Below are 19,253 nucleotides of genomic sequence, written 5' to 3'. Positions count from 1 at the left end.
TCACGGGGCCAGCGTCACCGCGCGCACCTCGCGGATGATGTCCCCCTCCAGCAGCGCGTCCACGACGTCCATGCCGGCCACCACCTCGCCGAAGGCCGTGTAGCGGCCGTCCAGGTGGGGCTGCGGCGCGTGGGTGAAGAAGAACTGGCTGCCTCCGGTGTCCTTGCCCGCCAGCGCCATGCCCAGGGTGCCGCGGCGGTACGGCCGGCGCGTCATCTCGCAGCGGATGGAGTAGCCCGGGCCGCCCTCCCCGTCTCCGCGCGGGTCTCCCCCCTGCGCGACGAAGTCCGGCACCACGCGGTGGAAGGAGATGCCGTTGAAGTAGCCGCGCCGGGCGAGCGTGTAGAGGTTGCCGGAGGTGAGGGGCGCCTCGTCGGCGTCCAGCCGGACGGTGATGTCGCCCTTGGCGGTGTGGAACACCAGCGCGGCCCCGGCGGGCGCGGGCTCCGGGCGGAAGGTGTCCGCCGGCAGCTCCACGCGCTCGGAGCGCACGGGCTGGCCGGTGAGCTGGGTGAGGGCCTCGGCGGCCACGCGGCGCACGTTGGCGTGCGGGTGCTTCAGCCACTCGTGGAACCGGGGCTCCGCGGCCTTGCCCTGGAGCGCGACGAGCGCGCCGGCCACCGGCTCGGCCAGGTCTCCCGGCTCCCTCGGCACGCGCGCGGCGAGGGGCTCGAGGGCGGGCGCGAGGGCCTGGGCCTTCATCTTCCCCAGGGCCGCCGCGGCGGCTCCGGCCACCACGAGGTCGTCTCCCTCCAGCAGGGGACGCACCGCCGTGGCCGCGCGGAGCACCGGCCGGGAGCCCACGGCCTCCACCGCGGCCACGCGCACGCGCGCGTCCCGGTGGCTGAGGTAGCCCACCGCGAAGTCCGCGGCGCCCTTGTCCTGCGCCAGCGCCGTCTCACGCAGGCCCAGGGCGAGCCGCCGCTCGTCCTGCACGCGGCCGAAGCCGCAGTTCGTCGTGTCCGCCAGCCTGCCGCGCTGCCGGTCCAGGGCCGCCGCCAGCCGGCAGTCCAGCCATCCCAGGTCCGCGCGCGCCAGGTCCGAGGCCGCGCCCCGCTCCGCGTCCGCCAGCGCCAGCCGCAGCGACACGAGGAGGGGGGCGGCGAACCCGGGCAGGCCCTGCTGGGCCACCGCGAGAATCGCATGGCCATCCGCGGACCGGGCCAGCGTCTCCACCGGTGCGCCCGCCGGGCCCACCGCCGTCGGCGCATCCGGCGTCTCCATCCCCCGCCCCACCCGCTTCGCGCGGGGCACCAGCGCCTCCAGGGCCTCCACGGCCGTGCACGGCCCGCTGCACATCGCCGCCAGCTTCGCCAGCGAGCGCGCCGTCTCCGCCGCCACGCGCGGCACCGGGTCCTCCAGCAGCCGCCCCAGCACCACCGAGTCCTCCGGCCCGCCCACGTCCCCGAACGCCTTCGCGCACAGGCCGCGCACGTCCGGGTCCGCGTCCCCCAGGCAGCGGCGCAGCGCGGGCAGCGCCTCCGGCCGCTTCGCCGTCGTCAGGAGGTAGGCGCCTCCATGGCGCGCCTCCACCGGCCGCTCCGCCGCCAGCAGCGCCTCCGCGGGCGCCAGCGGCACGCCCGCCACCAGCGCCGCCCCACCGCGCCGCGCGGCCACGCCGAGCGCCAGTGCGGCCCGGCCCGCCACCGCCACGTCGCCGCCCTGGAGCAACTCCGCCAGCCGCGCCAGCGCGGCCGGAGTGCCCGTCCTCCCCAGCGAGTCCAGCAGCGTGGCGCGCACCCGGGGCTCGCGCTCCGCGGCCTCCGCCGCCAGCAGCGCCTCCGTCAGCGCCGAGCGCTCCGCGTCCGTCAACGGCTCCCACGACAGGGCCAGCTCGCCGGCGGCGAAGGCGGCCTCGTCACGCACGTCCGGCTCGGCGTCCTTCAGCCCCGCGAGCACCGCGTCCCGCGTGGCCACGTCCTGGATACGGGCCAGCGCCCGCTGCGCCCGCGCGCGCACCCGTGCGTCCGGCGCGCCGGTGGCCAGCGAGACGAGCGCCCCATCCCCCAGCGAGCGCCGGTCCTCCCAGTCCCGGATGCGCGCGAGCGTCGCCGCGTCCACCGGCTCCCGCTCCGGTGAGGGGCCGCCATGGACACAGCCGGCGGACAGCGTCAGGACGGCGAGACAGGCGGACAGTGCACGGGCGGTGTGCGGTCGGCTCATGCGCTGGGGCGTAGGCCAATTTCCCGCGAAAATCCAGGGGTTAGGCCGCATCTGGTTTGACAGCCCCGGGCCGGGGCTCCGAAGATGCGAGCGTTTCTCTCCGCGGGAGTGCTGGTCCTGAACTGCCCTGGCTGCGGCTCGAAGGTAGCCGCCAACACGTCCATCTGCTCCGTCTGTGACTACATCATCGACGGCTCCTTCCTGTCGGACGAGCCCCCCGCCGACAACGCCGAGGAGTACGACGACGCGCCAGAGGAGCCCCGCCGCGCGGCGAAGCCCGCGGCCGCCGCGCGCCCCAAGGGGAAGTCGGGCGCCCGGACCGCCGTTCCGGACTCGGACGCCACCAACATCCGGAGCATGGACGAGATTGCCCGCTCCGCGCCGCCGCGCCCGGCCCGGGCCGCCGGAGGCTCGCGCTCGGCACCGGCCGCCCGCCCGGCCCCGCCCCCCCGCCGCGCGCCGGAGCCCGTGGTGCCGCCCGTCGACGACGGGCCGGACCCGTGGGACCGCTCGGCCCGGGCCAGCAGCAGCGAGGACGGCGTCGCGGACCCCGAGGAGCTCATCCGGGACGCGAAGGAGCTGTTCGGCCTCCTGGCCGGTGGAGACAAGGTCGCCTTCTGGGGCGCCGCGGTGGTGGTGCTCTCGTGCTTCCTGCCGTGGAAGGAGACGGCGACGGAGGGTGACATCCTCGGGCTGATGAGCATGGGCGCCGGCGCCTTCGCGCTCTCCATCTTCGTGATGACGGCCATCGGCATGCGCGTGAAGGGCTCGCTGGAGCGCCTCAACCCGGTGGTGCCCTGGATGGGGCAGCTCATCTCCTCCTTCGTGTGCCTCGTCTGGTGCCTCATCTTCATCAAGATGGCGTCGGACTCGACGCGGGTGCCCTCGGAGTTCGGCAACGCGGAGGTGATGAACTCGACGCCCAGCATGGGTGTCTTCATCGCCGTGCTGGGCTCGCTGGCCTCCCTCGGTGGGACGCTGCTGGGCCTGAAGAGCAAGCCCCACTGAGACGCTGAGCCTCACGAAACCGCTGCCGCGCCTCGCGGCGGCGGGCTACCTTCCCCGCCACCATGTCCGACGCCTCTCCCCTCTCCCGCCTCACCGCCGCGCTCGGCTCGGTCGTCTTCGGACAGCAGCAGGTGCTGGCCGACCTGGTGACGGCCTTCCTGGCGCGGGGCCACGTGCTGCTGGAGGGCGTGCCCGGCGTGGCCAAGACGCTCACGGCGCGCAGCATGGCCGGGGCGCTGGGGCTGCTCTTCACCCGCATCCAGTTCACCCCGGACCTGATGCCGGCGGACATCCTCGGCACCAACGTCTTCCAGCCGCAGGAGAACGCCTTCCGCCTGGTGAAGGGCCCCATCTTCACGGAGGTGGTGGTGGCGGACGAAATCAACCGCACCCCACCCAAGACGCAGGCCGCGCTGCTGGAGGCCATGGAGGAGCGGCAGGTCACCATCGACGGCGTCTCGCACGCGCTGCCGCCGCACTTCTTCGTGGTGGCCACGCAGAACCCGCTGGAGCTGGAGGGCACCTACCCGCTGCCCGAGGCGCAGCTGGACCGCTTCCTGATGCGCGTGCGCGTGGGCTACCCGGAGCCGGACGCGGAGACCACCATGCTGCGCGCCTACCACCAGCGCGAGGGCCGGCCGCCCACGCTGGACCGCGTGCTGGACGCGCCCACGCTGATGGAACTCCAGGGCCGCGCGGCCCGCGTCACCTGCGACGACTCCATCCTCCAGTACGTGGTGAGCGTGGTGCGCGACACGCGCGCCAGCCCGCGCGTGCGCCTGGGGGCCAGCCCCCGCTCGGCGCAGGCGCTGCTGGCGGCCGCGAAGGCGCGCGCGGCGCTGAATGGCTCGGACTTCGTCACCCCGGACGACGTGAAGGCCGTGGCCTTCAGCGTCCTCAACCACCGCCTCCTCCTCAAGGCCGAGGCCGAGGTGGAGGGCGTCACCGCGGACGACGTCCTCCGGCAGACGCTCGAGCGGGTGCGAGTGCCCCGGTGAGCGCCGGCCGTCCCGTCCCCACCGGCCTCGCGGTGGCGCTGCTGGCGGCGGGGTTGCTGCCGGCCGCGCTCGCGGTGGCCAGCCCCGCCTTCGGGTGGCTCGCGCTCGCGGTGGACGTGGCGGTGGCCGCGCTCTGCGCGGTGGACTTCCTCCGCGCCCCGCGCGCCGGGGACGTGCGGGTGTCGCGCCGCGTGGAGCCCATCCTCTCCTCCGGGACGCCCAACGCCGTGCACCTGGACTTCGAGCGGACCGGCGGCGCCGCCGGCCCCCTGCGGCTGGAGGCGCGCGACGAGCCGCCCGCCGGCGTGGAGAGCACCGGCCACCGCCAGTCCCTCACGATTCCAGCGGGCGCCCCGGCGCGGCTCACGTACTTCGTCACCCCGCCCGCGCGCGGGGACGCGAGCTTCGGGGACCTCCACTTGCGGCTCGCGGGCCCGCTGGGCCTGTGCTGGCGCCAGGTGCGCGTGCCGGCCGCGCGGGCGGTGAAGGTGTACCCGGACCTCACGGCGCTCTCGCGGGAGGCCCTGGCGCTGGCACGGACGTCGGACTCGGCCTCCGCGCGCACCCAGCGGCGCCGCGCGGCCGAGGGGCGCGAGTTCGAGTCCCTGCGCGAGTACCGCCCGGGCGACGACTACCGCCACATCGACTGGAAGGCCTCCGCGCGCCATGGCGGCACGCTGGTGCGCACGTGGCAGCCGGAGCGGCACCAGCCGGTGCTGCTGCTGCTGGACTGCGGGCGCCACATGGCGGGCCGGGTGCAGGGCCGCCGCAAGCTGGACCACGCGGTGGACGCGGCGCTGCGGCTGGCGCGGGTGAGCCTGGACGCGGGAGACCTGGTGGGCGTGCTCGCCTTCGCCAGCGACGTGCGGGCCTACCTCCCGCCGCGCAAGGGGCGCGAGCACCTGCGCCTCATCACCGAGTCCCTCTACCGCGCCGAGGCCGCGCTGGAGGAGAGCGACTACGGCCGCGCCTTCGACTTCGCCTTCGCCCGGCAGTCGCGCCGCGCGCTGGTGGTGCTCTTCACGGACCTGGTGGACCCGGACGCCTCCGCCGGGCTCCTCACCCGCACCCTGGCGCTGCGCCCACGCCACCTGCCCGTCGTCGCCTCGCTGCTGGACGAGGACCTGGAGGCCGCCGCCACCGCCGTGCCCCGGGAGGCGCAGGACGCCTATGCGCGGCAGGCCGCGGCGCGCCTGGAGGCCGAGTACCGCCGCACCGCCACCACCCTGCGTGACGCCGGAGCCCTGGTGGTGCGCGCCCCCGCGAAGGGCTTCGGCGCGGCGGCGCTCAACGCGTACCTCGACGTGAAATCGCGTGGGCTGCTCTGAGTCGTGCCGTCAAGTCCAGCGAAAACTTTGTGCGGGGCGTGCATGCGACACGCATGCGCGTCGCTAGCAAAGAAGCATGCCAATCGCTCCGAGGCCGAATTCTAGGCCCCGGAAACGACCCCCTTTACAGACACGTCTCCGTCAACAAAATGGCCGGTCTCTCTCGCCCACCTCACGGGTGGGCGACCTCGAACATCACGGATGGAGACGGTCTTGGCGGAGGGCGCGAGGGGCTTGAGGGTTGAGGTGGAGGTCGACGCGGCGGCGGCGGCAGCGGCGATGGCGTCCCGGGTGGAGTCCGAGCCCGCGAAGACGCTGACCCCCTTCCACGAGCGGCTGCTGGCCGAGGAGCTGCTGGCCAGGAGTGGAGACACGCAGCAGCGGCTGGCCGGAGCGCTTTCGGAAGCGAAGGTGGACCTCAACCCGCACCAGGTCGAGGGCGCCATGTTCGCGCTCGACGCGCTGTCGCGCGGCGGCTGCATGCTGGGCGACGAGGTGGGGCTCGGGAAGACGATTGAAGCCGGCCTCGTCATCGCCCAGCTCATGGCCGAGGGGAAGAACCGCATCCTCATCCTCGCGCCGGCCACGCTGCGCGCGCAGTGGAACAGCGAGCTGCGGGAGAAGTTCGACCTGGACAGCGTGATGGTGGACGGCCGCACCGTGCGGGCCACCGGCAACTGCTTCGACCAGCCCTTCCCCGTCATCTGCTCGCACCCCTTCGCCGCCAACAAGGCGGCGCTGGCGGCGGAGATTCCGTGGGACGTGGTCGTCATCGACGAGGCCCACCGCCTGCGCAACGCGCACCGCCCCAACAACAAGATGGGCCAGGCGCTGAAGGCCGCGCTGGCCGGGCGCCCCAAGCTGCTGCTCACCGCCACCCCGCTCCAGAACGACATCATGGAGCTGTTCGGGCTGATGTCCCTGCTGGACGAGCAGATCCTGGGCCCCGAGCACGCCTTCCGCAGCCGCTACCGCGTGGACGAGGGCGGCGGCATGACGGAGGCCGCCGTCGCCGAATTGAAGGAGCGGCTGGCCCCGGTGGTGCAACGCACCCTGCGCCGGCAGGTGCGCGAGTACGTCCGCTACACCAACCGCCGCTCCATCGTGGAGGACTTCACCCCCTCCCCCGAGGAGCACGACCTCTACGAGAAGGTCAGCGAGTACCTCCAGCGCTCGGAGGCCGCGGCGATTGAGCCCGGCAAGAAGACGCTGCTGACGCTCTGCTACCGCAAGCTGCTGGCGTCCTCCACGTACGCCATCGCCCCCACGCTGCGCCGGCTGTCGGAAAACCTGGAGAAGCGGCTCCAGGCGGCGAAGCTGGGCCAGCAGGCGCTGGCGATGTTCGAGCCCGAGGAGGCCAAGCAGTTCGTCGAGGAGGGCGAGGAGTGGTCGGACGACCCGGCCAAGGCGCCCAACGTCCGCGCGCTGGAGCAGGAGGTCTGGGAGCTGCGGCAGTACGCGGACCTGGCGGACTCCATCAAGGTCAACGCCAAGGGCGAGGCGCTCAAGCGGGGCCTGGATCGCACCTTCGGGGTGATGCGCGCGCACGGCTGGCCGGAGAAGGCGCTCATCTTCACCGAGTCCAGGCGCACGCAGCAGTACCTCTTCAACCTCCTGTCGGACAGCGGCTACAAGGGCAAGATTTCCCTCCTGGCCGGTGACCTGGCCAGCACGCCGGAGGAGCGCCGCGCGCTGGTGGATGAGTTCCGCCACAAGACGCAGATCCTCATCTGCACGGAGGCGGGCGCCGAGGGGCTCAACCTCCAGTTCTGCAACCTGGTGGTGAACTACGACCTGCCGTGGAACCCGCAGCGGGTGGAGCAGCGCATCGGCCGCTGCCACCGGTACGGGCAGCAGCGGGACGTGCTGGTCATCAACTTCCTCAACCGGCAGAACGCGGCGGACGCGCGCCTGTTCGAGCTGCTGGAGAAGAAGCTCAACCTCTTCGACGGCGTCTTCGGCGCGTCGGACGAAATCCTCGGCGCGCTGGAGAGCGGCGTCGACTTCGAGCGGCGCATCCTCGACATCTACCAGTCCTGCCGGAAGCCGGAGGACATCAACGCGGCGTTCGACAAGCTGCGCGAGGAGCTGGAAGGCCGCATCAGCAAGCGCATGACGGAGATGCGCTCGGTGGTGCTGGAGCGCTTCGACGGCGACGTGCGGCGGCGGCTGCGCGTGCAGCAGGACCAGGCGAAGCAGGCGCTCGCCAAGCGGCAGCAGGAGGCACGCGCGCTCACCAACTCCGTGCTGGGCAGCCGCACCTCGGGGCGGCTGGAGATTGCGAAGGCCGCGTACGCGGTGAAGGAGCGCACGCAGGACGCGGTGAGCTACCTGCAGCTCGACGCGTCCGGGCTGCCCTCGCGGCTGGCCCGGCTGGCGGGCTCCGAGGGCTGGTGGTTCGCCTACAAGTTCGAGACGACGGGCCTCAAGCCGGAGGAGAAGCTGGTGCACCTGGTGCTGGTGCGCGAGCGCGACGGCGGCTTCCGGGCCCTGCCGTTCCAGGACGGCGCCCACTTCGTGAAGCTGGCGGCGAAGGAGGAGAAGCGCCGCCAGCCCGCGCCGGTGTCCGTGCAGCTCATGCAGGAGCAGGCGCTGGTGGCGGCCAAGGAGGAAATCGTCCGGGCCGCGGAGCGCCGCAACGCGCTGGAGCTGGACAAGGCCAAGGAGCGCGCGGACCGCTACGTCGAGGACTGCCTGCTGGAGTCGCGCGAGGCGGTGGAGGCGGCGCGGCAGGTGTGGACTGAAGCGCGCAAGGCCGTGGCGGCGGCCGAGGACGTGGCCGAGAAGGCGAAGGCGCGCGCGCACTCGGACCGGATGGAGCGCGAGTACCGGCGCAAGCTGTCCTCGCTCCGCAACGAGGAGGAGAAGCGCTACGCCGCCAAGGACCGGCAGCTCGCGGACCTGGCGCAGAAGGCGAAGGTGACGGAAAAGCGCTCCCTCATCGCCTCCGCCTACTTCTGGCTGTCCTGAGCGCACCGCGCGACGCGGTGCCGCCCCCCCACCTTTCGCGCACCGGGGCTCCGGCCCCGCGTCCCCGCGGGACTCCCACCGCGTTCCCCAGGGACGCGCCCCGCGTCCCCGCCACACGCCGAGAGGGACGGGGGCGGCACGCCTCACTTGAATTCCGGGGATAGGCACATGGCGCGAGTGTTGCTAACACTCGGGGGGCATGTCCCCCTCCCCCCCCTCCCTTGTCCCGCACCGCAAGTCCTGGCTCCTCCGGGGGCTGGGCGCGGAATACCTCCTCATCCGAGGCACCGACGTGACGGAGGCGGACGCCTCCGCGCGTGTGCCCGACTCCATCGTCCTCTTCCACGTGGACGAGTGGCTGGCCCATGCGCCAGGCAGCGCCTGGATGCTGTACGAGGCGCTCGGTGACGAGCGGCCCCTGGGGCTGTCGCGCCTGGCGCTGTCCTCGGAAGCGCACCGGCTCCGGCAGCGCCTGGAGCGTGCCCTCCGCCTGGGGGAGCTGGTGCTGCTCTCCCACCAGCGCACCCGCTACCAGTCCCTGGCCTTCCGGGAGCCTCCCGTGGAGGTGGAGCCGGAGCCGCCCGTGCGCGAGGCGCCCCCCCGTCCCGCCGCTCCCGCCCCCATCGACACGGCGGCGCAGGTCCACGCGCTGGTGCGGGCCGCGCAAGAGGGAGTCCCCTTCTGCGAGGAGTGCGCCCGCGCCGCGGCACGGAGGGCGGCATGACGCCGCCGTCCTCCGCCGCCCCGTCCGTGGACCGGGTGATGGAGCTGCTCTGGCGTCCCCCGGAGCCGCTGGAGCCACCCTTCGAGGTCTACGCCGTGCTGGACGGCGCCCGCTCCCCCGCCGTCACGCGCACGCTGATGAGCTGGACGCGAGGCTGCGTCTGCCTCTACGAGGGAGCCGTGCCGCGCGAGCTGCTGGCGGTGGCGCCCTACCTCGTCCAGCTGAGCCGGGACGCGGATAACACGCGCGAGCTGCTCGAGCGCGCGTGGGGCCAGTCCTGGGGCATCTTCGCCGCCGCCTCCGCGAGCCTGGGGGAGCTGCGGCGGCACTTCCGCAAGTTCCTCCAGGTGGAGGACGAGTCGGGCCGGCGCCTCTACTTCCGCTATTACGACCCGCGCGTGCTCCGCGTGTACCTGCCCACCTGCAATCTCCGGGAGCTGCGGACCTTCTTCGGCCCGGTGAGCCGCTTCCTCGCGGAGAGCCCGCGCGGTGAGTCCCTGCTGGAGTACGCGCTGGGGCCCGAGGGGCTGGAGGAGCGCGGCCACGGACCCGGGGATTCTCCGCGCCTCGCGTCCGCGGAGGCGAACCGATGAAGTACGGGCGAGGTCCGCTCCGCCAGGTGCTGGAGTCGGTGAAGAGGGACGCGGCGCGGCAGCAGGTCCCCCTGAAGCACTACACCGGCCCGCTCCATGACGACGTGCTGGGGCTGCTGGGCCTGGGCGCCCTGTTGCTCGCCCAGCCCAGCGTCGACGAGCCGCGCGAGCTGCACCTCAAGAAGTCCCCGAACTTCCGGAAGCCGCGGATCGCTCGCACCGAGAAGCACCACCTGGTGCGGCTGAATGGCCGCATCGAGGTGCGGCTGCGGAAGATGAACCGGCGCTACAGGGGCAACGAGGACGAGCCGCCTCCCGTCGAGGTCCAGGTCAAGGTCCTCTCCAAGAGCCGGAAGGGCTTCAGCCAGGCGCGCTCCGTGCTTCACGACCCGCTGAAGTCCTTCAGCGTCAGCGGCAGGGACGCCGCCCACGGGTGGGACGTGGTAGCCCGCTTCGACCTGTCGGGCGGAAATGTGGAGCACTCCGTCACCATCACCGTGCCCATGGACGTGCTGCGGGCGCAACTCCGGGAGATGTACTGGCCGGAGAACGAGGACCTGACGCTCTCCGGCGCTCGCTACGTGCTCTGCTCGAGAGACCAGATTCTTCCGTGGGGAGATGGGGGCTACCGCGCCGGCACCAACTTCGCCATCGAAGTGCGCTTCGGCCCCAACCTGCAGGCCGCGGTCGACTCTTTCTTCCCTGTCACCCTGGTGGGCCAGTTCGTCCCGAACCAGGACGGCCAGCCCGACGTCGACATGACGTCCTTCCCCTTCACGCTGAGGCTGGCCGATGCCCAGGTGGAGAACGCCTCCCTGCGCATGGGCAGCCAGTTCCGGGACGGCGGGAGGCTGTACCACGCGGAGCTGCGGGGACTGCTGAAGGTCGGCGGCCACCGGCTCCCGGTGTGGACCGAGCTGCCCGCGGACGACGAGGTCCTCTGCTGGCAGAGCCTGCTGCCTCGGCCCGTCGAGCTGCCGCTGGCGGAGCTGGACCCGCTCATGGGCGGCAGTGGGTGGCGCACGCGCGTCAAGCACCTGGACACGTTTCTCTCCGCGGTGGGCGGGCAGACCTGGCTCGTCGAGGCCGGGCTGGGCGTGGACCTGTTCGACCGGGCGAGCACGGACGCACATGCCATCTTCGCTGTCCGGGACTTCACCCTGCGCGGCGGAGACCTCGCCTTCAGGAACGTGCGCCTCGAGTGGGAGTGGAGCCACGAGTCCGGCGAGGCCATGTTCCAGATCTCCGCGCGGATGGAGTTCTGTGGCCTCACCTTCAACGCCCTCTTCGTCACGCCCGGACTGATGGTCCTCGCCAGCCTCGCCGGCCGGGACATCTCCCGGGACCAGGCCATGCAGGATGAGGCCGAGGGGCTCCCGCCCGAGGGGATTCCCGAGCTTCCGCCCATGATGCCGCTGCGGCGCGTGGCCGACCACGCCGGGCAGCGCCTGCGGTCGCTGGACCCGGAGATTCCCGCGCTCCCCCTGGAGGTCTACAGCGAGCTGCACCTCTACTACTGCTGGCGCACCAACAGGCTGCGGCTGCGGGCGGCCGCCGTCGTGGAGGGCGAGGTCGTGGAAAGCAACTGGACGCTGTCGAGGTGAGCCGTGGCCGTCCGAATCCTCTCCTGGAACATGTACAACTTCCGCGCGCGGCTCGTCCGCAGGGCCGCGGCGGTGCGGCGCATCCTCAAGGTGGTCAATCCCCCACCCCCGGCGGCTCCCAACTACGACATCCTCGTGGTCATCGAGCCCGGCTGCGTCCAGAGCCTGAACCCGGGAGACCTCGCCGCGGGGGACGGCGTGCTGGGCATCTTCAAGCTGCTGTCCAAGCTCCAGCACCGCGACCCCGGCTGGCGCGTGGCGCCGCCGCTCGCCCTCTGCAACGGCGCGAAGGCGGAGACGCTGGCCATCTTCTACAACTCCAACACCGTGGCCCTCGAGGGCCCGGCGAGGAGCCAGACGCTCACCCAGCCCTGGAACTCCGCCGCGGCGGATGACGGCCGCGTGTACTGGTACGACCACACCGGCACCACGCTGCGCCGCGCCGGGCTGCCCGGCAACAACGTCGCATCCCAGGGCACCGGCGCGGATGCCACCGCCATCACCCTGGACGTGGCGGCGAACAAGGTCTTCTGGGTCGACACCAACACGCACCAACTCTGGAGCTCGGACCTGGTGGGCGGCGCGGCGGCGGCCATGGCCGTGCCCAACGTGTATGCCGACCGCCTGCGCCTGGACACCGTCAACCAGCGCGTCTACTGGGTGGACACGAACGCGAACCAGATTCGCCGCGTCGACTACTCCGGCGCCAACGCGATGACGATTACCCCCGCCCTGCCCATGGGCACGGCGCGGCAGCCGGTGGACCTGGCGTTGGACACGGAGTTCGACATCCTCTACTGGTCCAACGCGGCGGGCGCCCACCGCCTGCAGTGGTGCGACCTGGACGGGAACGGCAACTCCAACTTCCCTCCCGCCGGCCTCAATCGCCCCGACTGCCTCACCATCGACTTCGCCCGGGCGTTGCTCTACTGGGTGGACACGGGCACCAACACCATCCAGTCGTCGGACCTGCAAGGCCAGGGCGTCCGCAACCGCTTCAACCAGGTGGGCGTTCAGCCGCGGCAACTCACCCTGCACATGGCCCGCAAGAAGATGTACTTCGTCGACGCGGCGACGAACGACATCTGGCTCGCGGACATGAACGGCAACAACGCGGCCGCGGTCGTCAACGGCGACGTGCCCGTGAGCCTCGCGATGGACGCGGCCCGCAGCACCCTCTGGTGGGTGGACACGAACGGCAACCGGGTGCGGAGCAGGGTCCAGGGCGGCGTCCCGGTGGACGTGGTGGCCGCGGGCACGCCCCGGTGCCTCGCCGTCCACCCGGGCAGCGCCTACGTGGGCCAGTGCACCTTCCAGACCGCCGGCGGCGCGCAGATCCACTTCCCGCAGGCGTACCAGCGGCGGCCCTACCTGTGCCGCTTCCGGGACCTGACGGTGCCGGGCCCCAACAACACCTTCCTGCTGCTCGCGGCACACTCACCGGCGCCCAACTACCAGTCCCCGGCGCAGGCGGCGATGGTGGGCAATACGCCCAACAACCTCGACGCCCAGAACGGCACGGCACGGCTGGGGCAGATCCGGGAAATCACCACCCTGCGCGGCGCCGAGCCCGCGCTCATCGTCGGAGACTTCAACTGCTGCGCCATGCCCGCCGGCCAGCTCGCGCAGTGCACCAACAACGGCCCGGGCCATGCCAATGACCGGGCGGTGCTGACCGGCTTCGGGGGAGGCTTCACCAGCCACCTCAGCGTCCTCCCCACGCGCACCAGCCTCAAGCAGCCGGGCCTCAACGCCACCTACGCCCAGCACACCTCACACGCCTACGACCACATCCTCACGGTGGGCTTCACCGCGGTGAACTTCGCCCGGCTGAAGAACGTCATCGTGGAGAAGGCGGACCGGCGCGCCGGCGGTGGCGCGGGCGCCGGCGCGGGGCTGACCCAGCCCCAGTTCCAGGCGTGTCACGACGCCTACTGGAAGACGACGGGCGTGAGTGACCACCTGCCCGTGGAGGTCAGCGTCACCCTCTGACAGGGGCCGCGCCGGGCTCAGCGGTCGGGGACGGTGAGCTCGGCCCGCAGCTCGTCTTCCTCGGAAGGCGACTCCTCCTCGGCATCCTTCTTCGGAGCCGGAGAAGCGCGGGGGAGAATGCGCACCAAGTAGCCCGCGGCGCTCCCGTCCTCCGCGCGGCGGATGGAGACCTCCACGTCCACGTCCCCCGCCTCCACGTCCACGTCATGAATCTTCGCCCGGCCCTGGGGGTCCGTGCGCCCCTTGTGGCTCGAGCCGTCCGGGAGCGAGGCCTCGAAGGGCTCATCGGCGATGGGGTCCCCGTCCTCGTCGAAGAGAGTGACCTCCAGCCACGTCAGCGGGCAGTTCACCACCGGCGAGTCCACGCGCGACTCGGGGGCGAGCTGCGCCGCCTCGGCGTCCAGGGCATCGAAGCTCTCGGACGCGTCATCCCGGGGCTGCGGCTCGGGCATGGGAGGCGCGAGCGGCTGGGGAAGCTGGGCGGCGCCCTCTTCCAGGTTCCACCCCTCAAATGGATCCATGCGTCACCTCCCGTGCGCGCAGCGTGGCGGACACCTCGGCGGACACGCGCTCCATCCGCTCGTGCTCATCCAGTCGCGTGTCTCCCAGCAGCGCCGCGGCCCAGGGGTAGCGCGCGTCGGAAGCGAAGCCGTCCCCCAGCGCGAACATCGCGTTGAGGTAGCGCAGCACGGCGGCGTTGTCGTGGATGTCATGGCGGGCGGCCAGGGAGATTCCCCGGCGGATGCGCGCCTCGAGCCCCGCCTCTCCCAGCGCCGCGCACGTGGCGGGCCAGTGCCGCCGCAGCCGCGCCGCGGCGTCCTCGACGAAGTGGTCGACGGCGAGCCCACGCAGGGCACGCTGCTGCTCGGAGCGGATGACCCAGCGCATGGTGCTCGTGAGCATGCCCCGGCCCCTGGGGCCGGACAAGGCGCGGCGCTACGTGCCGGGCGTCTCCGCCGGCCGCAGCCGCACCCACGTCGCGCCCCAGCCTCCGTCACTCTCGGACGCGGGGCGGAACGACTCCACCTCCGGCAGCTTCGGCAGCAGCGCGTGCACGGTGCGCCGCAGCGCCCCACTGCCCTTGCCGTGGATGATGCGCACGTCGAGCAACCCCTTCTGGCGGCACGCCCAGAGGTACTCGACGATGAGCTCCTTCACCTCCCGGGGATGGAAGATGTGCAGGTCCAGGTTCCCATCAATGGGAATTTCTACAGCCGCGTCTTCAGTGGGCGGAGGTTCCGGCCCCTCCGGTGGGAGGGGTGGCTCGTTGGGAAGGAGGCGCCTTGGGGCCATGGTGCCACTCCTCGTCCTCGCGCGTCTTCTGCTCCGCCGCCAGCCGCCGGCGCTCGCGAGCGGCCTTGAACTGCTCCGACAGGGAGGACAGCTCCCCCTTCAGCGCGGACAGGTTCTTGCCCAGGTCATCGGCGGCGGCGTCCCGCTGCTCGGTCGCACGCTCTCCGTGCGCACCGGCGCCGCCGGCCGTCATGAGCTGAACCACCACTGCCGCCAGGGCCATGGACTTCATGTCGCCTCACGTAAGCAAGAGCCGTGCACAAGGGCAAGAGGCGTTCACGAGGAAACGCTCTGCTGCCTGCCCTCCTCCGTCCTGCGCGCGACAACACGTTCCGCGAGCCGGATGGCGGACAAGGGGGCGCTGCCCTCGGCTTTGTTGTTGATGGTGATGAAGGCGGGCTTCCCCCGGCGCTCCGCCGCGAGGCACACGCGGGCCAGCACATCGCGGGTGGACACGTCCTCGTCCACCAGCTTGTCGAAGGGGGCGTAGCGCGCGCGAGCCTCCTCGTAGCCCAGGTTCGGCGGCAGCATCCACCGCACCACCAGCGCGCGAGCCTCGAAGGCGCGGGTGCGCTTCGCCTGCTGCGCCACGGGCGGCATGTCGCGCCACACGGCCAGCACGGGGCTGACGCCCACGTCCGCCAGCGCCTGCGCGAAGCCCTCCGTGAGCAGCTCCTCGTTGCGCACCTCCACCGCGTACAGCGGGCCCCGGGGCAGCGCGGCGAAGAAGGCATGCAGCCGCTCCACGAAGCGCGCCGTCCCGCCCAGCGACTGCGGGTCCTGCGGAGGGAACTGGAAGACGAGCGGCCCGGCCTTGTCCCCCAGCCCCTCCACGAAGGGCGCCACCACGTGCTCGGCGGCGTACGCGGCGTGGAGGAACCTGTCATTGGCCTGGCCCCGGTACGCGCCATAGCGCTCGTGCAGCGGGAAGCGGGCCAGGGTGCAGACCTCGTGCGCCTTCACGAGGAAGCGGAAGCCCTCGGGCACCTGCGCGGCGTACTCGGCGAAGGCGCTGGCGGGGATGGGGGCGTAGAAGGTCCGGTCGATTCCCACCGTGCGCAGCACCGGGTGGCGGGCGTACGCGGCCAGGCCCTCGCGCGCGAGCTGCGAGGCGGCGGCCTCGTGGTCGTAGACGATGCCGGTCCACCCGGGGAACGTCCACGAGGAGGTCCCCAGGAAGGTGCCCGCGGGCAGGTGCTGGCCGAGCGCGGACAGGTGCTCCGGCACGGGGGCGGGCCCTACCGGCTGGGCTCCCTTGCGGCCCCGGGTGGGAGCCTCGACGGGCGCGCCGGTGAACAGGTCGAGCTGGGCGGGTCCTCGCTCTTGAGGCATGGGGCATCTCCTGCGGCGGAGGGCACCGGGACGTGGTGCCGTCGTGCGTCCGGCAGGGATAACGCCGGGCGCCACCTGATGCAGGAGGTTGCCTCGGAATGGGCCCACTCTCCAAGTGGGATGTCCGCCCCGCGGGCAGCCGGGCTCCATGGCCCGGAGGACGGCGCGGGTGCGGTCCCTCACGCCCAGCTTGGAGGGGATGCTGGAGGTCTGGTTCTTCACCGTCCCGCCGCCATGCCGGGCGCCTGGGCAATCTCCCGGTTGCTCAGCCCCCGGGCGATGAGCCGCGGCACCTCCACCTCGCGGCGGGTGAGGCCCTCGGCAGGTCCGCGTGGGCCCGGAAGGCCGCGCCCTCCGCGCTCACACCTTGAGGCGGATGGCCCCGGGGACGATGGTCATGGTGCATGGCAGGCGTCCCGGCGTCTCGCCGTCCACGTCGAGGAACACGTCCTCTCCCTCGACGGGCTCGGCGTGGAGGGTGCGGCAGCGCAGCCGGCGCGTGCCCTTCCAGGTGACGTGGGAGCCGTTGTAGACGCCCTTCGACTTGAGGAGGAAGTCGCTCAGCCCGTAGCCGGACCAGATGGTGACGTCGAAGAGGCCGTCGTGGGTGACGGCCTCCGGCGCCACGAACATGCCGCTGCCGAAGTAGCGGCCATTGGCCACGGCCACGGCGGTGATGTCGAGCGTCTCCGCGGGGCCACCGTCGAAGGACAGGCGCACCTTGCGCTCGGTGTACTTCACCAGGCCCTTCAGGGTGCCCCAGACGAAGCTGAAGTTGCCGCCCAGGGCCTTGCTGCCGCTGTTGACCTCGCGGGCCACCACGGCGCTCACGCCGAACGAGGCGATGTTGGCGAAGTAGCGCGTCTCCGGCTGGCCCTCGTTGTTGATGAAGTCGAGCCGGCCCACGTCGAAGGGCTCCGTCCTCTCGGAGCGCAGGCGGGCCAGCGAGGAGTCCAGGTCCAGGTCCCACCCGAAGGTGCGCCGGAAGTCGCCGCCCGTGCCGCGGGGGATGAGGCCCAGCGCCGCGTGGGGGTTGATGGGCTTGCCGTCGCGGAAGAAGCCGTTGGTGACCTCGTTGAGGGTGCCGTCGCCGCCCACGGCGACGATGCAGTCGTAGCCCTCCTCGAGGGCCTGGCGGGCGATGCGCGCCGCATCCATGCCGCCCTGGGTGAACCCGTGTCCGAAGTCACCGAGCGCCCTGCCCACCTGCGCGCCAATCTCCGCCCAACGCTTTCCCGTCTGACCGTTGGCGCTGCGCGGATTGACCACGAGGAACGTCTTCATCGCACCTGCCCCTCCCTGGGGGCCCCTGTTTACGCGGTTACGCGCCGGCACTCCACTCCACGACCCATCCATGACGCGCCGGGTCTACGCCCACCCTCGGGACGATTCCATGCTGGGAACGTACGCACGACGACTGGAGGGAGCCCCATCCTGGCCGCCCTGGAAGCCACCGAGATGCAGCAGTTCGATGCCCTCTCATATGCCTTGACGGTCATATGAACCATCAGGCATATGTTCCACATGGAATCGTCATTCGCGATCATCGCGGAGCCGAACCGCCGGAGCATCCTCAGTCTGTTGGCGTCGTCGGAGCGCTCCGTCGGCGAGATCGAGCGCCGGCTGCGGATGCCTCAGACGTCCGTGTCCAAGCACCTCCGCGTGCTGCGCGAGGCCGGCTTCGTGGAGGCGCGCGTCGAAGCCCGGCGGCGCGTCTATCGGCTCCGGCCCGAGCCGCTCATGGAGATCGACGCCTGGCTGGCGCCTTTCCGGCGCTTCTGGACGGCCCACATCGATGCGCTCGAACGCCATCTCGATCGGATGGAGCAGACATCCAAGAAAGGAAGAAGCGATGAGAAACCGTGAGAAGTACGCGCCCGGCCCCGCGGCCGGAGCCAAGGTCCAGAAGGATGGGGAGAAGTGGACGCTCGTTCTCGTCCGCGACCTGACCCATCCTCCTGAAAGGGTCTGGCAGGCGATCACGGAGCCCGAGCATCTCCGCGAATGGGCTCCGTTCGATTCTGACCGGAGCCTCGGTGCCGTTGGCACCGCCAGGCTCTCGGCAGTGGGAGCGCCGACGCCGTACGTATCCGCGACCCACGTGAAGCGGGCTGATGCGCCGAGGGCGCTCGAATATAGCTGGGGAGGAAACGACCTCCGCTGGGAGCTGGAGCCGCTGGGCGGCGGCGGCACCCGGCTCACGCTCTGGCACAACATCAACCGTGGCTTCATCTCGATGGGCGCCGCGGGCTGGCACATCTGCTTCGATGTGCTGGATCGGCTTCTCGCCGGTCAGCCCATTGGACGCATCGTCGGCCCCGAGGCCATGAAGTTCGACGGCTGGCAGCGATTGAACGCCGAGTACGCAAAGCAGTTCGGCGTTGAGGCCCCCGGTTTGCCCTCTCACCCACGGAACTGAACATGCCCCGCTCCAAGGGAATCATCATCGGCTTCTGGATTGTCACCGCGCTCTTCTGCCTGCAGATGGGCTTCACCGCCTACGCGCAGCTGAGCCTGCCGCAGGTGGCGGAGGCGTTCACCCGCTTCGGCTTCCCCGACTACTTCCGGGTGGAACTCTCGTGGGCCAAGTTCCTCGGCGTGGGGCTGCTGCTTGCGCCGGTGCCGGCGCGGCTCAAGGAGTGGGCCTACGCCGGCTTCGCCATCAACCTCGGCTCCGCGCTCATCGCCCACCTCTCGGTGGGCGATGGCCCGGAGGCGTGGGGCTGGGCGGCGGCCACCGGCGTGCTCTGGGGGCTCTCGTACTTCTTCTGGCGCCGCCTGCAGGCCGCGCCCCAGCAACTGGAGGCCGTCCATGGGTAGCCGTGAGCAGGCAACCGGGGAACCCGCTTCCCGGCTCATCGACCAGCGGATCCTCGACCTGGGGGGATGGCGCGGGGAGACCCTGGCCCGCATGCGGGCGTTGATCCTGGAAGCCGACCCCGAGATGACCGAGGAGTGGAAGTGGATGGGCACTCCGGTCTGGTCGCACCACGGGATTGTCTGCACCGGGGAGGCGTACACGAAGGTCGTGAAGCTCACGTTCGCCCGGGGGGCGAAGCTCCCAGACCCATCGCGCCTCTTCAATTCCAGCCTGGAAGGCAACACGCGAAGGGCGATCGACATCCACGAAGGGGAGAAGGTCGACGCGGTCGCGTTCAAGGCGCTCGTGAAGGCCGCGGTGGCCCAGAATGGCCTGCCGGCGAAGAAGAAACGGTAGACCCTGAGGTGAACGCCACGCTGCTCGGGCT

20 protein-coding genes are annotated in these 19,253 nt (G+C 71.9%); 12 read left to right on the top strand and 8 right to left on the bottom strand.

What is annotated here, in order from left to right; all coding sequences use genetic code 11:
- A complete protein-coding gene (locus K8638_RS14655) occupies window positions 1-2,163 on the bottom strand; it encodes a peptidylprolyl isomerase (RefSeq protein ID WP_223755136.1) in 2,163 nt (720 codons plus the stop codon).
- Between the two features lie 84 nt (window positions 2,164-2,247).
- Between K8638_RS14655 and K8638_RS14650 the strand changes: the two genes are divergently transcribed.
- From K8638_RS14650 to K8638_RS14615, 8 genes are all read left to right on the top strand, one after another.
- Window positions 2,248-3,171, top strand: a complete 924-nt coding sequence (locus K8638_RS14650; protein ID WP_223755135.1) for a hypothetical protein — start codon at window positions 2,248-2,250, stop codon at window positions 3,169-3,171.
- A 62-nt stretch (window positions 3,172-3,233) separates the two neighbouring features.
- Complete coding sequence (locus tag K8638_RS14645) at window positions 3,234-4,169, top strand: MoxR family ATPase (protein ID WP_223755134.1); 936 nt, start codon at window positions 3,234-3,236, stop codon at window positions 4,167-4,169.
- Window positions 4,166-5,497: a DUF58 domain-containing protein gene (locus tag K8638_RS14640; RefSeq protein ID WP_223755133.1), complete on the top strand. Its 1,332-nt coding sequence runs from the start codon at window positions 4,166-4,168 to the stop codon at window positions 5,495-5,497. The genes K8638_RS14645 and K8638_RS14640 overlap by 4 nt, the downstream gene beginning before the upstream one ends.
- Before the next feature lie 201 nt (window positions 5,498-5,698).
- Window positions 5,699-8,467, top strand: coding sequence for an SNF2-related protein (locus K8638_RS14635; protein WP_223755132.1), 2,769 nt, complete (start codon window positions 5,699-5,701; stop codon window positions 8,465-8,467).
- Window positions 8,468-8,666: 199 nt separating this feature from the next.
- Window positions 8,667-9,191, top strand: coding sequence for a hypothetical protein (locus K8638_RS14630; protein WP_223755131.1), 525 nt, complete (start codon window positions 8,667-8,669; stop codon window positions 9,189-9,191).
- Window positions 9,188-9,784: a DUF4123 domain-containing protein gene (locus tag K8638_RS14625; protein ID WP_223755130.1), complete on the top strand. Its 597-nt coding sequence runs from the start codon at window positions 9,188-9,190 to the stop codon at window positions 9,782-9,784. The genes K8638_RS14630 and K8638_RS14625 overlap by 4 nt, the downstream gene beginning before the upstream one ends.
- The gene (locus tag K8638_RS14620) at window positions 9,781-11,388 is read left to right on the top strand and encodes a hypothetical protein (protein WP_223755129.1); all 1,608 of its coding nucleotides are present in this window, start codon (window positions 9,781-9,783) and stop codon (window positions 11,386-11,388) included. The genes K8638_RS14625 and K8638_RS14620 overlap by 4 nt, the downstream gene beginning before the upstream one ends.
- Before the next feature lie 3 nt (window positions 11,389-11,391).
- A complete protein-coding gene (locus tag K8638_RS14615) occupies window positions 11,392-13,380 on the top strand; it encodes a hypothetical protein (RefSeq protein WP_223755128.1) in 1,989 nt (662 codons plus the stop codon).
- Window positions 13,381-13,397: 17 nt separating this feature from the next.
- On the opposite strand, the gene K8638_RS14610 is transcribed toward K8638_RS14615, so the two are convergent.
- From K8638_RS14610 to K8638_RS14580, 7 genes are all read right to left on the bottom strand, one after another.
- On the bottom strand, window positions 13,398-13,901 hold the full coding sequence (locus K8638_RS14610) for an Ig-like domain-containing protein (protein ID WP_223755127.1): 504 nt from the start codon (window positions 13,899-13,901) through the stop codon (window positions 13,398-13,400).
- Window positions 13,888-14,283 carry a hypothetical protein gene (locus tag K8638_RS14605; protein ID WP_223755126.1) on the bottom strand — a complete coding sequence of 132 codons (396 nt, stop codon included), beginning with the start codon at window positions 14,281-14,283 and terminating at the stop codon, window positions 13,888-13,890. The genes K8638_RS14610 and K8638_RS14605 overlap by 14 nt, the downstream gene beginning before the upstream one ends.
- Window positions 14,284-14,316: 33 nt before the next feature.
- The gene (locus tag K8638_RS14600) at window positions 14,317-14,673 is read right to left on the bottom strand and encodes a Smr/MutS family protein (protein ID WP_223755125.1); all 357 of its coding nucleotides are present in this window, start codon (window positions 14,671-14,673) and stop codon (window positions 14,317-14,319) included.
- Window positions 14,603-14,905 carry a hypothetical protein gene (locus K8638_RS14595; protein ID WP_223755124.1) on the bottom strand — a complete coding sequence of 101 codons (303 nt, stop codon included), beginning with the start codon at window positions 14,903-14,905 and terminating at the stop codon, window positions 14,603-14,605. Before K8638_RS14595 ends, K8638_RS14600 begins: the two co-directional genes overlap by 71 nt.
- Window positions 14,906-14,949: 44 nt before the next feature.
- Window positions 14,950-16,005 carry a DUF72 domain-containing protein gene (locus K8638_RS14590; protein WP_223755123.1) on the bottom strand — a complete coding sequence of 352 codons (1,056 nt, stop codon included), beginning with the start codon at window positions 16,003-16,005 and terminating at the stop codon, window positions 14,950-14,952.
- Window positions 16,006-16,223: 218 nt separating this feature from the next.
- The gene (locus K8638_RS14585; RefSeq protein ID WP_370643990.1) at window positions 16,224-16,298 is read right to left on the bottom strand and encodes a hypothetical protein; all 75 of its coding nucleotides are present in this window, start codon (window positions 16,296-16,298) and stop codon (window positions 16,224-16,226) included.
- A 67-nt stretch (window positions 16,299-16,365) separates the two neighbouring features.
- The gene (locus K8638_RS14580) at window positions 16,366-17,289 is read right to left on the bottom strand and encodes a diacylglycerol kinase family protein (protein ID WP_223755122.1); all 924 of its coding nucleotides are present in this window, start codon (window positions 17,287-17,289) and stop codon (window positions 16,366-16,368) included.
- Window positions 17,290-17,529: 240 nt separating this feature from the next.
- Between K8638_RS14580 and K8638_RS14575 the strand changes: the two genes are divergently transcribed.
- Genes K8638_RS14575 through K8638_RS14560 form a run of 4 tightly spaced genes read left to right on the top strand, consistent with a single transcriptional unit; the run spans window position 17,530 to window position 19,222 of the window.
- Window positions 17,530-17,871 carry an ArsR/SmtB family transcription factor gene (locus K8638_RS14575; protein ID WP_370643989.1) on the top strand — a complete coding sequence of 114 codons (342 nt, stop codon included), beginning with the start codon at window positions 17,530-17,532 and terminating at the stop codon, window positions 17,869-17,871.
- Entirely contained in the window at window positions 17,858-18,424 is a 567-nt protein-coding gene (locus K8638_RS14570) for an SRPBCC family protein (protein ID WP_223755120.1), read from the top strand. The genes K8638_RS14575 and K8638_RS14570 overlap by 14 nt, the downstream gene beginning before the upstream one ends.
- Window positions 18,425-18,426: 2 nt before the next feature.
- Window positions 18,427-18,825: a DoxX family protein gene (locus tag K8638_RS14565; protein WP_223755119.1), complete on the top strand. Its 399-nt coding sequence runs from the start codon at window positions 18,427-18,429 to the stop codon at window positions 18,823-18,825.
- Window positions 18,818-19,222, top strand: coding sequence for a DUF1801 domain-containing protein (locus tag K8638_RS14560; RefSeq protein WP_223755118.1), 405 nt, complete (start codon window positions 18,818-18,820; stop codon window positions 19,220-19,222). Before K8638_RS14565 ends, K8638_RS14560 begins: the two co-directional genes overlap by 8 nt.
- The last annotated feature ends 31 nt before the right edge of the window (window positions 19,223-19,253 follow it).

The organism is Myxococcus sp. RHSTA-1-4 (genome assembly GCF_020037125.1).
In the GTDB taxonomy this organism is placed as follows: domain Bacteria; phylum Myxococcota; class Myxococcia; order Myxococcales; family Myxococcaceae; genus Myxococcus.
Note: the sequence above shows the minus strand (reverse complement) of the source record. Positions and strands in the feature narration are given on the sequence as shown.